Source organism: Nonlabens sp. (assembly GCF_018401815.1).
In the GTDB taxonomy this organism is placed as follows: domain Bacteria; phylum Bacteroidota; class Bacteroidia; order Flavobacteriales; family Flavobacteriaceae; genus Nonlabens.
Window position 1 is genome coordinate 1 of record NZ_JAGYKG010000009.1, and the last position, 13,857, is coordinate 13,857.

The 13,857-nt window shown below is 37.0% G+C and carries 16 protein-coding genes; all 16 read left to right on the forward strand.

What is annotated here, in order from left to right:
* Window positions 1–2,227, forward strand: a 2,227-nt coding sequence (locus tag KG732_RS12650) for a hypothetical protein (RefSeq protein ID WP_213524332.1), incomplete at its 5' end; no start/stop codon positions are given.
* Between the two features lie 141 nt (window positions 2,228–2,368).
* Window positions 2,369–3,097, forward strand: a complete 729-nt coding sequence (locus KG732_RS12655; protein WP_213524334.1) for a YjbH domain-containing protein — start codon at window positions 2,369–2,371, stop codon at window positions 3,095–3,097.
* Window positions 3,094–4,329 carry a YjbH domain-containing protein gene (locus KG732_RS12660; protein WP_213524336.1) on the forward strand — a complete coding sequence of 412 codons (1,236 nt, stop codon included), beginning with the start codon at window positions 3,094–3,096 and terminating at the stop codon, window positions 4,327–4,329. Before KG732_RS12655 ends, KG732_RS12660 begins: the two co-directional genes overlap by 4 nt.
* Before the next feature lie 140 nt (window positions 4,330–4,469).
* Complete coding sequence (locus tag KG732_RS12665; protein ID WP_213524338.1) at window positions 4,470–4,814, forward strand: helix-turn-helix domain-containing protein; 345 nt, start codon at window positions 4,470–4,472, stop codon at window positions 4,812–4,814.
* A gap of 179 nt (window positions 4,815–4,993) precedes the next feature.
* Window positions 4,994–5,503, forward strand: coding sequence for a UpxY family transcription antiterminator (locus tag KG732_RS12670; protein ID WP_213524340.1), 510 nt, complete (start codon window positions 4,994–4,996; stop codon window positions 5,501–5,503).
* Entirely contained in the window at window positions 5,500–6,363 is an 864-nt protein-coding gene (rfbA, locus tag KG732_RS12675) for a glucose-1-phosphate thymidylyltransferase RfbA (protein WP_213524342.1), read from the forward strand. The genes KG732_RS12670 and rfbA overlap by 4 nt, the downstream gene beginning before the upstream one ends.
* A 157-nt stretch (window positions 6,364–6,520) precedes the next feature.
* A complete protein-coding gene (locus KG732_RS12680) occupies window positions 6,521–7,057 on the forward strand; it encodes a winged helix-turn-helix domain-containing protein (RefSeq protein ID WP_213524344.1) in 537 nt (178 codons plus the stop codon).
* Between the two features lie 242 nt (window positions 7,058–7,299).
* Entirely contained in the window at window positions 7,300–8,331 is a 1,032-nt protein-coding gene (gene gmd, locus KG732_RS12685; RefSeq protein ID WP_213524346.1) for a GDP-mannose 4,6-dehydratase, read from the forward strand.
* A 14-nt stretch (window positions 8,332–8,345) separates the two neighbouring features.
* Entirely contained in the window at window positions 8,346–8,870 is a 525-nt protein-coding gene (locus tag KG732_RS12690; RefSeq protein WP_213524347.1) for a dTDP-4-dehydrorhamnose 3,5-epimerase family protein, read from the forward strand.
* 10 nt (window positions 8,871–8,880) lie between these two features.
* Window positions 8,881–9,285, forward strand: a complete 405-nt coding sequence (locus tag KG732_RS12695) for a hypothetical protein (RefSeq protein WP_213524349.1) — start codon at window positions 8,881–8,883, stop codon at window positions 9,283–9,285.
* A gap of 12 nt (window positions 9,286–9,297) precedes the next feature.
* Entirely contained in the window at window positions 9,298–10,224 is a 927-nt protein-coding gene (locus KG732_RS12700) for a 3-oxoacyl-ACP synthase III family protein (protein ID WP_213524351.1), read from the forward strand.
* Complete coding sequence (locus tag KG732_RS12705) at window positions 10,221–10,862, forward strand: SDR family oxidoreductase (protein WP_213524353.1); 642 nt, start codon at window positions 10,221–10,223, stop codon at window positions 10,860–10,862. Before KG732_RS12700 ends, KG732_RS12705 begins: the two co-directional genes overlap by 4 nt.
* The gene (locus KG732_RS12710; RefSeq protein ID WP_213524356.1) at window positions 10,862–11,389 is read left to right on the forward strand and encodes a DapH/DapD/GlmU-related protein; all 528 of its coding nucleotides are present in this window, start codon (window positions 10,862–10,864) and stop codon (window positions 11,387–11,389) included. The genes KG732_RS12705 and KG732_RS12710 overlap by 1 nt, the downstream gene beginning before the upstream one ends.
* Before the next feature lie 18 nt (window positions 11,390–11,407).
* Window positions 11,408–12,199 (forward strand): bifunctional 2-polyprenyl-6-hydroxyphenol methylase/3-demethylubiquinol 3-O-methyltransferase UbiG, encoded by a 792-nt coding sequence (locus KG732_RS12715; protein ID WP_213524358.1) that lies wholly within the window; start codon window positions 11,408–11,410, stop codon window positions 12,197–12,199.
* 169 nt (window positions 12,200–12,368) lie between these two features.
* Entirely contained in the window at window positions 12,369–13,457 is a 1,089-nt protein-coding gene (locus KG732_RS12720) for a DegT/DnrJ/EryC1/StrS aminotransferase family protein (protein ID WP_213524360.1), read from the forward strand.
* Window positions 13,458–13,461: 4 nt separating this feature from the next.
* Window positions 13,462–13,857: hypothetical protein (locus KG732_RS12725; protein ID WP_213524362.1), on the forward strand; the 396-nt coding region annotated here is incomplete at its 3' end.

The following is a 13,857-nucleotide window of genomic DNA, read 5'->3' on the forward strand; positions in this document are numbered from 1 at the left end:
TTTAGGTGTTGACGTTGATGCAGTTTTAGCTGCTAATTCAACTTTTGAAGGGAACCTTACTATCACTAATGCTGCTGAACTAGCTTTTGCTAAGTCGCTTGGAACTAAGGTTGCTTCTATTAAAGGAGATGTAATTGTAATTGTTGATGAGCCTTCAGCCACTGCCTTCAGACCTGCAAACACTGGAAACGGAGTTACTGCTGCTGAGGTAAATACTGTACTTAGCCAAATTACTTTCGTAGTTGGTAACGTTCGTATTACCACTGATGCTTCTTTAGATTTATCTAAATTAACAACTGTTTCAGGTGATTACTCTGTTGTTGGTCACGACATTGACGATTCAGCTCTAGCTTCGGTTGGTGACGATGTTTATGTTGACTATGATGGTCCAATATCTTTCCCAGCATTAACTTCTGCTGACAGAATTTATGTAAAAGGGACTTATGTAACTACTGCTGCCGCTAGCGTTGCTGCAGATACTGCTGCTGGCACTTTAAAAATTGGTACTACTTCTATCGATTTCATGGGCTTAACTAAGGCCACTAGCATTTCTATTTTAAATGCTACTCATACTTCAGGTGGAAGTCACACTTCAGGTTCTTCTGCAACTATAAATGACTCTGGATGGCCAACTGGTGAGCTTTACTTATCTGCTTCAACTACCTCAGTTAAAATCGGACAAGCTCCTGTTACTTTAGTTACTGGTGCTGGTCTTACAGATCTCGAATTGCATTATGCTGCAAACACTGGAACAGCTGCACAAGTTGCTCTATACCCAGGACTAAGTACTACAGGTTCTGCTGCCTTAGGAAACCTTTCTATTACAGCTCCGAAGTTAGTTACTGGTACAGTTATGGCAAGAAGAATTGGATCTATAACTGTTGACGCTGTTGCATCAACTGCCACAACTGCCACTGGAACAGTTAATTTCCCAGAGGCATTATTTACTGGTGCTATTTCTTCAGATGCTTTGGCGAATTCATTCCCTAAGGTTGTTAATACAGGAGGTGTTTTACTTGCTAATCAAGTTTCGGTAAGCCTTCCTGCAATGACTTTATCTACAGGAGCGATCTCTTTGACTAAAGCAACTTCATTTTCTGCTGCTGCTCTTGTGAGATTAGGTTCTTCTGCAACTGTTGGAGTGAATTTAACTGCTCCTGAAGTTACAGGTGCGGCTTCATTCCCGGCTTTGACCCTTGCTGGTGCAATTTCAATGCCTAAAGTGACTTCATTTGATGCTAAGGCAGCTGTGGTTACTTCTGTTGACCTAAGTGCTGAGGCTACTTCATTAGATGTTGCTTCTATCGCAACTGTTGGTGGAATCGCTGATCTTGCCACTTTGGAGACTATTAATCTACATGCTCAAGCAGTTACAATTGATTTGTCAGGTGCTGTTAAAGCTACGTCAATTACTATTCTCGGTAAGACTAGTGATGTTAATGCTGCATTCAATCTCTCTACTGGTTACACTGAATTGGCTTCACTTACCTTAGGTGGAAAACTTGGAACTGTTTCGGTTTCTAACGGTGCTGCTGATGGAGAGTTTGTTAAGTTGGTTACTGCTGGTACTATTCATAAGTTAACAGTTAACAATAACGCTGAATTAACAACACTGACCCTAGGTCATACTGAGGATGTTACTTTAGGTTCTGAAATTACAATTACGAATAATACAGAACTTGGAACCTTCACTACGTCTGCTGATCGTGTTACTACGTTTATTGTTACTGGTAATACTAAGCTTGGTTCTTTCAATGCCTCCTCTATTAAGACTTTACCGAATAATTTTGCTACGGTTTCAGCTTGGACTTTCACAGTCACTGGAAATACTAGTACAGTTACTTCTGGTGATGCTAATGAGTATGCCGATAGAAGAGGTATTAAAGGTACCTATACGGCTTTAAGTGCTTCAGTTAATAGAGCTTATGGTCAGGCTAGTCTTGCTACTTTGAAACCTTATTTCCAGGCTTTATATGATAAAGCGCACCCTGCTACTGGTGCTGTTTCGATTGACCCGGATAATATCGCGATTTCTATGGATTACGTAACTGATAATACCCCAACAGGTACTGAGAATTATGCCGTTCATACCCAAGTTCTAAGCACTGAAGCTTCTATTGTTGCTCCAAGTACGAAAGAAACATTTACTTCTGCTGTTGTTACTGCTGGTTCTCCTTCAGACGCTGAGCACAAGGCTCAAATGTTAGAGATTCTTAAGTTACAATAGTATATATCTTACTACCTTTACTCAAACCCCCTCCACTTGAGGGGGTTTTTTATGCTTAAACTTTTCTGGTTCTCATCACCTATTTTATAAGCAATACACCATATTTCACTCACCGTTTGATGCCTTTTGCTATATTTAGGCATGAAACAAACCCTACTAGCCCTTCTCTTCGTTTTGGGCTCCTTTCATTTATCTGCCCAGTCCTTGACCGGCACTAACGGACTCTTTAAAATTCCTTCTGCCTACGTTGCCCCTGACGGCCACTCGTATATTGGTGCCTCTTTTTACCCTAAAGGTTACTATGAACTCTATGGTAATGGAAATCGATTTACCGGTATGCCTACTTTTATTACTCTTTCTTTCTATGATAGGGTAGAGTTTATGTTTCGGTATACTCATCAATTAGGCCAAGTAGTATCTTTCGAAACTGGGTATTTTCCTGATCGGATGTTCACCGTGCGCTATAGGCTTGTAAATGAAGGGTATAATTATCCAGCTATTACTATTGGATTACATGATTTTTCTGAAGCTTTTGGTGGAACGACTGTTTTGCCTAATTTTTATGCGTCATATCTAGTTTCCTCCAAGACCTTTGAAACACCTGATCTTATATTTGGAACTACACTTGGTTATGGCTTTGACTTGACTGATTCATATAATCCACCTTTATTTGAGGGTTTTTTCACTGGTGTTGAAGTAACCTTCACTCATTTTCCTTACGTAACCCTTGTAGCTGAGTACGATTCGGAGTCCTTTAATGCGGCCCTTAAGACGACCGTGCTAGGCCACCTTCACTTTGCTGTTGGTTTGTTGGATATGCAGGCTCTATCCGGATTCTTCACCTACCGCTTTAACCTATCTAACCGATGAGAGTTTTCTTTATATATGCCCTGCTGAGTTTCGGGCTTTACACGGCGCATGCGCAGCAATCAACTATAGTGCAATCGCTAGCGGAACAGGGCTTCGAGAACGTGGCCGCAGTACAGAAGGGTGTAGACCTTTACATCACCTACGAGAATAACCTCTACCGTTTTGAGGCCAAAGGTCTGGCCAACATAATCGCACAGCTCACCGATACCGATTTAAGCCCGTACGAGCGCGTTCATTTCTTGCTGAGAAGTCAAGACATTCCGATGGCTTTAGCAACCCTTTCTATAAACGATTTAAACGCCTATAAGAGTGGATTAATCGATCGCTACACACTAGCTTCATCCATGCAGTTTTCTATCGAAATTGAGAGAGCAGAGGGCTATTTTAAAGAGGCTGAGCGCGAGAACCTATCGTTTTACAAGATTGATGTTCCAGTTGGGGTGCGTGTAGACTATGCCCTCGGAGATATCAGAGACGGATTTCAATCGCGCACCTACGTAAACTCTCGCGTGCTCTCGACCTTTGGGCGCGGAACCGAATTTGAATTCGACTTCTTAAACATCGTTCAAAACGACATACCGGGCCGGGCCATCTCCTCACCTGTGACCATGAAAGTCACCCAGAGCGCCCGATTCGGGCAAAACACCTTTCTAAGCGCCAGCCTAGGCTATTTGCCTCAGGGCAAATTCGGTCTGTACACCCGCTTTCGTAACTACCTCGATCAGGAGCGCTTCTACCTAGAGCTCATCTACGGAGTCACCCGCACCGGATACCTCGACCAGAACTGGGTCGTTCAAAACAACCGCAATAGCGACGCCCTATGGCAAGCGATCTTCAACTACCGATGGAACAAGTACGACACCGACATCAACCTAGCCTATGGAACCTTTGCCGCCGCCGACCTCGGCTACAAATTTCAGGTGCAACGTCAGTTCAACGAGGTGTATTTTAGCCTTTTCTATTCGCGTACCGATCTTGCCAGTGCCGGATCATTCAATTCAGAAGAGCCCGCCATCATCGGATTCTCTCTAACTGTGCCCTTCGGACAATCTAAGTTTATGAAACCCGGACGGTTCCGCGCCCGTACCGAAGACCAGTTCTACCTGCTCTACCGTTATTCTGGATTCTCTTTCTCGGGATTAGACGTAATGTTTGCCAACGATATCTTCTCGGATATTAGAGAATTTTATCCTGAGGTACTGCGAAAGGGGTTGATGAAGCATCTGAAATAGGAGTTTTAAATAATTCTTATAATCTGCAGGTATTGGACTTCAATTTAGAAGTTTAAAATTTATTCTTATACATCTATTTAGATGAATTTTGGAATTATAACTTTTAAATAATACATTTAACCCATAATCAACACACAGAAATGGGAAAAAGACTAACAGCAGAAGACAAATTAGAAGTTTTAAAATTGCTAAAAGCAGGTAATACTAGCGAACAGTGCGCAGAAAAAATGGGTGTTTCTGCTCCGAATATTAATAATTTAAGAGCTCAGTTTAAGAAAGAGGGGGAGACCTTTCCGAACAATCGAGGGCGAAAAAAACTTTCTAAAAACAAAGCGCCTCAGTTAGTAAAAAGTAGCCCTCAAGAAAATAAACCTTCTACATCTGCTGATTACGATTACCTGATTAATGGCATTCAGATTAAGTTTACCCAAAAGCCCAAAACCGTGCGTATAGGTAAGAATCGATTTTTTGTGGAGTTCGATTGACCTTAGTGGATATTCTTATACCGTACTTACCTAAGTCTAATAAAACGGGCGTCTTAAGAAACACAAAACAGGTTAAGTAGTGTATTGACTATTTCAGATCTAAATGATTGGCCTCGACACTTTCAAGGCTACCTTGCATTGCTTAATTTCACCTTTGGTAATTGCAATTAGGCGGTTCAATGGAAGAACAACAATGGCACGTAATATACTCTAAGCCTAGAAACGAAAAGAAGGTTCACGCAGCTTTGGTAGAGGCCGGCTTTGAGGTGTATTGCCCGCTAAACAAAACTAGGCGCAAATGGAGCGACCGCTATAAGGTCGTTGAAGAACCCCTCTTTCGATCGTATGTGTTTATTAAGATTAACGGCACTCAGCTTTACGATATTCTAAAATTTGATGGGGTTGTGCGTTTTCTGTATTGGAACAGAAAGCCCGCCATTGTTCGTGAAGAAGAGATTGAATTAATCAAGAGGTTTTTGGGTGAGTATGAGTCCGTTCGTCTAGAGTCTGCTGAGTTTCTGGTAGACCAAGCTGTCACCTTCACCGCTTCTAATTTTATGGGGCAACAGGGCAAAGTGTTAGAGGTAAGAAATAAAGAGGTCAAAGTGCTCATTGAAAGCATGGGGTACTATCTTGTGGCTACCGTTGATAAGGCTAAATTAGAACCTTCAAGAGCGAAAAGTATATGAAAGGAATCATTCTTGCAGGCGGCTCAGGTACGCGCCTTTATCCCATAACCAAGGCCATAAGTAAGCAGTTGATGCCTATTTACGATAAGCCGATGATTTATTATCCGCTTTCTACCCTTATGCTCGCGGGTATTCGCGAAATACTCATCATTACCACCCCTGAAGATCAGCCTCAGTTTATGCGCTTACTGGGCGATGGCGCTCAAATCGGATGCCGCATTAGCTACGAGGTGCAAGAAGTACCCAACGGGCTGGCCCAAGCTTTTGTGATCGGAGCTTCATTTATTGGAAACGACAGTGTTGCTTTGGTGCTTGGAGATAATATTTTCTATGGTCAAGGCCTGGGCCGCCAATTAAAACAGCTTACCGATGTAAGTGGAGCCTACGTCTTCGCCTATAAAGTTTCTGACCCCGAGCGCTACGGAGTCGTCGAATTTGATTCAAACCACAATGCAGTTAGTATCGAAGAAAAGCCTCAAGCTCCCAAATCTCGATTTGCTGTACCAGGGCTTTATTTTTACGATAATAGTGTGGTTGCTATCGCCCAAAACTTGAGACCTTCTGCTAGGGGAGAATACGAAATCACCGATGTAAATAGGGCATATCTTGAGAAAGCGCAATTGAAAGTGTCTGTATTGCCATCAGGAACCGCTTGGCTCGATACCGGTACATTTGAATCGTTGAGCGACGCTAGTGAATTCGTACGAGTTATTGAACAGCGGCAGGGTAATAAGATTGGGTGCATTGAAGAGATCGCCTACCGAATGGGCTTTATCTCCAAAGAACAGCTTTTAGCTCTTGCAGACCAGCTCAAGAAAAGCGGATACGGTATCTACCTCAAAACCGTTGCAGAGTCTTAATTAAAAACCGGATAATACTGTAATTACCATTTCTCTCTATAAAATTTGCGATTAAATAACTTGTGGCGACGCTTTAATGAGTAAGTTTAGAACTCAAAAATGAGTTAGTCTAAAATTCTTCTGTGACTGACTGTGGCTTTGCCGTGAATAATCTAAGTTGATTGACACCCTTTTTTCTGGAAAAATAAGAGCCAAACTGCTTTCACGCTTGTTAGTGAATCCTAATACGCTGGTTCACCTAAGGCAGCTTTCTCGTGAACTTAATGTAAGCTCGAATACCGTGCGTATTGAGCTTAATAAGCTTAAAGAGGCTTCTATTATAGCGGAGGTAGACACTAATGATGGCAGGATAAAAAAGTACGCTGCAGACACCTCTCACCCTCTCTTTGAAGAATTACGATCAATTCTTCTAAAGTATCTAGGTATTGATCAACTCTTAGAAGTCATTTTTGAAAAAATCGGAAACCTTGAAAAGGTCTACATTACCGGAGATCTAGCTCAGGGCAAGCCTGTTGCCATAATTGATCTCGTTTTGGTTGGTGATATCGATAGGGAGTATTTTAACAGTTTAGTTTTTAAGGCTGAGGAGCTTTTAAAGAAGAAAATTCGGGCTGCAATATATAGTTCGGTTGATTTCAATATGGAGGTTTTGGAGGGAGTTCCGCATTTGTTGGTTTTTGATGTTGAGGATTGATGTAGATGGGCCGCTTTTTGAATGAGATTGTTTTATTATAAATAATAATTATTGATTTTCTAGATTAGTGTGGTCCAGACCGGCGAGGGGTATTTGTTGATCAGTGTAAATCGTTAAAGTATTGATAATGAAAAATGTTTGGGATAACTAGCTCTTATCAAATCTTAAAAAATAATAAAAATATATGGGTTTGGTGCGCAGTTTGGTGTGCGCTTACAATTAGAAATTTCAAAATTAGTATAATGAAAAAAGCTTTTATTACAGGTGTAACAGGACAAGATGGATCATATTTATTAGAGTTATTATTAGACAAAGGATATGAAGTTCACGCCATAATTAGAAGGTCTTCTGTTTTTACGACAGGTAGAATTCCGAAAAAATACTGGGAACACAAAAATTTTATTAGTTATCATGGTGATTTAACTGATTCCAGTAATCTTCATTCGTTAATTTCAAAGATTAAACCTGATGAAGTTTATAATTTAGCAGCACAATCACACGTAGGAGTTTCTTTTGACGTTCCTGAATATACAGGTGAAGTTGACGCAATTGGCACTATACGTATATTAGATGCAATAAGAGATTGCGGTTTGAAGACTAAATTCTATCAGGCATCGACTTCAGAGTTATTTGGAGGGTTGCCTGGAACAGAACCACAAAGTGAAACAACGCCATTTTATCCTAAATCACCATATGGTGCCGCAAAACTATATTCTTTTTGGGTTACTGTCAACTACAGAGAATCTTATAATATGTTTGCATGTAACGGTATATTGTTTAATCATGAATCACCCAGAAGAGGAGAAACCTTTGTAACCAAAAAAATCACAAAAGCGGTTGCTAAAATATCTAAAGGAGAACAGGATGTATTGCAGTTAGGAAATCTTGATGCTAAAAGAGATTGGGGGTATGCAAAAGATTATGTTGAGATGATGTGGCTCATGTTACAGCAAGATAAACCTCAGGATTTAGTAGCAGCTACTGGTAAATGTTATACAATAAGAGAATTTACAGAAAAAGCATTTAAGCATGTTGGAATAACTATATCTTGGAAAGGTGAAGCAGAAAATGAAATAGGGATTGACGATAATAACGGTAGAGTTTTGGTTGAAATTAACACTAAATATTACAGGCCGGCCGAAGTAGAGCTATTATTAGGTGATGCATCTAAGGCAAAAAAAGTGCTAGGTTGGGAACCGAAGACAAATATAGATGAGCTTATTAAAATAATGGTTGATTATGATTTGGCTCATAGTGATTATGGATTTGACTAATTTAATTAAAAAAGATGTATAACGATTTTAAAACAAAATCTTCTTTAATTTTTCCAGAAGTAAAGATTATTAAACCAAAAATATTCAAAGATAACAGAGGTTTCTTATTTACAGATTATTTAGATTCATTTTTTAAGGAAGAATTTACTCCAAGCCTTAACTTTATTCACAGTAAAAACGCCCACAATAATGCGAAAGTTTTAAGAGGAATACACGGAGATTTTGAGTCATATAAATTAGTGGAATGTCTTTATGGCGAAATTTATCAAGTAGTTGTAGATTGCAGAGAGAATTCTCTAACTTTCTTGCAGCATGACATTTTCATTCTAAATCATCTAAATCCTGAAATGATACTAATGCCTCCAGGCTTTGGAAACGCCTTTTTAGTTACCTCAGATTATGCGGTCTATAATTATAAATTAGCATATGATGGTACTTATAATGACCATGATAAACAATTTACTTACAAGTGGAATGATAAAAGAATTAATATTAACTGGCCAATTAAGGAACCAGTTTTATCAGATAGAGACAAATAACCATTAAGTTATGAGAAAAATTAATGATTCCAATGGAGACCTACTCTGCATAATTTATAGAGATGAAGATTGGGTAGAAGGACTAAATTTTATTACTGATAATAGACTATTTATTCAAGTAGGAAGTTGGTGGTACCAAAATGGCAAAAACCTGGCAAAACATAAGCATAACATAGTTTCAAGGGAAGCCAACATTACGCAGGAAATGGTTTATGTGAAGTCTGGATCCATGTTGGTAACTATTTTTGATCAAGAGATGAATTTTGTTGAAGAAGTTGTTTTGAAAACAGGAGATATGGCTATAATGGCATTTGGAGGTCATGGGTATAAAATTTTAGAGGACAACACTAAAATTATAGAAACTAAAAATGGCCCGTTTGTAAGTGTTGAAATAGACAAGATTAAATACGAATAGAAAAAATTATTAATGAATAAAGGTTTTAAAATTTTAGGCATTGGCCAATCATTGCCGAGTAAGGTTTTAAGTAACAAGGAAATAGAATCTATCACACCAGGTAGCAGTGCATCTTGGATTGAAGAAAAGCTAGGTATACAACAAAGGAGAATATCTACAAATGATACGGTCGTTAGTTTGGGTACATTATCGGCTACTGAAGCATTATTAGATTCAGGTTTAGCGAAAGGTGATGTAGATTTGATTATTGTAAATACTTCTTCGTCTGATAAATTATCTCCATCAGTTGCATGTATGATTCAAAATAAATTAGAACTCACATGCCCTGCTTTTGATATAAATGCAGTTTGTACTGGGTTTCTTTATGCTTTAGATTTAAGCTCTTTAATTTTAGATAAATATAAAAATATCTTGATTATTTCATCGGAAACCTATTCCAAAATTACGGATTGGGATAATCGAAATTCATGTTTTTTTGGTGATGGATCCGCGGCTGTAATAATAACTCGAAATCATGAAAAATTTTATAGTAATATAGGAGCAGTTGGAAGTGGTTGGGAAAATTTCAATTGTGATCGAAATTCTACATTTGACATGAATGGAAAAGAAGTTTATCAATTTGGTACCAAAGTTCTACCAACTGAAATAAATAAACTCATTAAGGAAAATAATTTAAGTATAAACGATATCGATTGGATTGTACCCCACCAACCTTCCCATAATGTTTTAAAAGAAACAGCATATGAATTAAAGATATCTGTTGAAAAGGTAATCTTTAATATGAAAAGATACGGTAATACTGCCGGTGCATCGGTTCCTATGGCTCTTTATGATGGCATAAAGACAGGTAAAATTAAAAATGGAGATAGTTTAATACTAGCGGCAATTGGTTCAGGTTGGACTCATGGAGTTAGTTATTTTAAACTTGATTATAAATGAAAAAAATTGCATTATTCGGAGGAAGTGGAGGTTTAGGCACCAAACTAACTCCCTTGTTAGAGAAAAAATATAACGTTATTAAATTGTCATCTAAAGATATAGATGTAAGAGATTTAGAAGCGTTGAAGTTGTTTTTTGGTAAAAACGATATTGATATAGTGATTAATATGTCAGGCTATAATTTTGATAATTTTCTACACAAACTAGATGGAGAATCAGAAATACAAGATATGTTAGATATTAATATTAAGGGAAATATTAATATCTTATCCTGTTGTTTGCCGAAAATGAGAGCGCGTCAATATGGAAGAATAATTCTGTTTTCATCTGTTTTAGCAAAAAAAGTTGTTTTAGGCACATCTTTGTATAGCGGGTCTAAAGCATTCATTGATAATTTAGTAAAGACATCAAGCGCAGAAAATATAGGTAGAGGTATTACATGTAATAGTTTACAATTAGGTTATTTTGATGGTGGAATGTGTCATCGATTGCCGGAAAAATATGTGGAGCCTATAAAACAATCAATAGGACTAAAACGATGGGGAACCGTGGAGGAATTATTTAATACTCTTGATTTTCTAATTAATGTTGAGTATATCACTGGTCAGAATATTAATATAAGTGGAGGGTTGCAATAATGATAAAATATAAAAAGACAGGAATTGATTTATTTGTTGCTGAGAATGCAATAATTAAACAACCACAATTAGTAGAATTCGGAAAACATGTTGCAATTGATATTGGTGTATATCTATCAACTCAAGCAAAAATTGGTAACTACGTCCATATAGCCCCTTATGTTTGTGTCATAGGAGGAAAGAAAGCTAAACTGGTTATGGGTGATTTTAGTGGTATAGCTGCAGGATCAAAAATAATATGTGGCAGTGATGATTTTACGAAAGGAATGATGAACCCTCAAGTACCTTTAAAATATAAAGAAACAAAATTTACAACAGTTACTATTGAAGAGTTTGCATGCGTTGGTGTAAATTGTGTTATTATGCCGGGTATTACAATTAGTGAGGGTTCCGTTATAGGAGCTGGTTCTGTTGTTACAAAGGATACTGAACCATGGATGATATATGTTGGTTCTCCTGCAAAAGCAATCAAATCAAGAGATAAAGAACTTATACTTAAAGGAGGAAAAGAACTAAATAGTCAATAACAAACAACTTAAATAATTTTGGAAAATTCAATACAAGACCAAGGAGGTCTAATTAATCGTTTTAAAATGTTGGTATTTAGGCTTGTTAGGCCAATAGAAAATACCTTCGCATATAATAGATTGAGACGGGATAAATGGATGATGGAACATACTAATAACATTCCTGACGGCTCAAAAATTCTTGATATTGGTGCAGGTGGATGTCCGTACAAAAAACTATTTAGTCATTGTGAATATTACTCACAAGATTTTGTTCAATTATTACCTTCACAAATTCAAGATAAAACAGGTTATGGTAAAATAGATTATGTCTGTGATATACTAGATATTCCAGTTCCTGACAACTCATTTGACGTTATTGTATGTACTGAAGTAATAGAACATGTACCAGACCCTATCTCGGTAATTAAAGAAATTTCACGGATACTAAAACCAGGTGGAACTTTGTTAATCACTGCTCCATTACAATCAGGTTTGCACCAAGAGCCATATCATTTCTATGGAGGATTTACAAAATACTGGTATTTAAAATTTCTAAGTGAAAATAATTTTTCTGATATAGATATTGAGGCAAATGGATCTCTATTTACAACTTATTTTGCTTCGGGTCTAAATATTGTTAGATCATTTTTAGATGCATTAATTTTTGATAAAAACTTATTGCGTAAGCTAATCGCTCTTATATCTTTTATTATTTTTTCTCCAATACTTTTAATTTTAAATCCTATGTTTTGTTTTATATGGGAAAGTATTTATAAAGAAAATAAGTTTACTGCTGGCTATCATGTCTCAGCTAAAAAGTCTCTATAAAATCAATTCCAATAATTTTAAAAGATTTCTTTAATATTTCTGAAACAAATAATCCCTTAATAGAATATTTTCATTGGAACATCTTTTTAATAGAGAAGTATATTGTGCGATATTTGGAGGTCATAGTTAAAAAAAATAAAAATTATTTAAATATTTAAGTATAAAAAAAATGGATTTTATTAATCAAATGGAGCCTTGGTTCGATAATCAAGAGCAGGAAGCGCTAAACAATTACATGGGCGACGGTGGCTGGGTAACAGAGTTTAAAAAAACTTTTGAATTTCAAGATCTTATAAAGCAGTTTACAGGAGCTAAACATTGTTTTATTGTTAATAATGGTACTATAAGTCTGACCATTATGGCAATGGCCGCGGGAATCAAAGCTGGAGATGAAGTTTTAGTGCCAAATTATACGATGGTAGCAACACCCAATTCGTTAAAAATGTTTGGGGCAGAACCTAAGTTTATAGATGTAGATCCAAAGACACTTTGTATTTCTCTTGATGAAATTAAGAAAAATGCTACTTCAAAAACTAAGGCAGTTTTTTTAATGAATGCAAATGGTCGATATCCGTCAGATATTAATGAGATTGTTTCTTACTGCAAAGATAATAATCTCATTCTTTTAGAAGATAGTGCACAAGCTTTAGGTTCTTTTTATCCTGATGGAGTTCATCAAGGTAGAAAAGGAATAGCGGGAAGTTTTTCATTTTCAGCACCTAAAATTATTTCTACAGGTCAAGGTGGAGCAATAATTACAGATGATGATGAGTTAGCGTACTATGTTTCAAGATTGAAAGACTTTGGACGTTCAGGAGGTGGGAACGATGTTCATGATATGATAGGGTTCAATTTTAAATTTACCGATATTCAAGCAGTGCTTGGAATTGTTCAAATGAGTAAATTAGATTGGCGTGTTAATAGAATGAGGGAGATATATACCAGGTATAAGGAAAATCTTATAAAAATTAAAGAGGTTCAGTTTTTTGATCAGGACTTGAAAAACACTACACCATGGTTTATTGATGTTATGGTCGACAATAGAGAGGAATTAATGACTTCACTGAAACAGTCTAAAATAGGCTCTAGAATTATGTATCCCCCAATAAATAAGCAGCAGGCATACAACCTTAAGGGCAATCATATCGTTTCGAATCTAATAGGAGAAAAGGGTTTATGGCTTCCTTCATCTTCTAAGCTAACAAATGATCAAATAGATTATGTTTGTGCGGTAATTAAGGAGTTCTATTCAAAATAGTTACATGAAAACAACAGATGTAGCTCTTGTAATTTTATCTTGTGATAAGTTTAAAGTAACATGGCAGCCGTGTATTGATTATCTATTTAAGCAGTGGCCTAACTGCCCTTATCCGGTTTACTTGCTAAATAATTTTATTGAATCAGACGACACTCGGGTAAAAAATCTACTGGTGGGTGAGGATTTTAATTGGTCCAATACGCTGAAAAAAGGTATACTTAAAATAAGTCAAGAGCGGGTGTTCTTTATTTACGATGATAGTTTCATTACGAAAATAGACTTAGAAGAAGTTGAAGTGATTTTTAAAATGGCTATTGAAAACGATTTATCATCTGTAACTCTGCGAAAAAACCCTTTCGGAAATGGGAGAAAATATAATGATCGATTGTACGAAATAAAG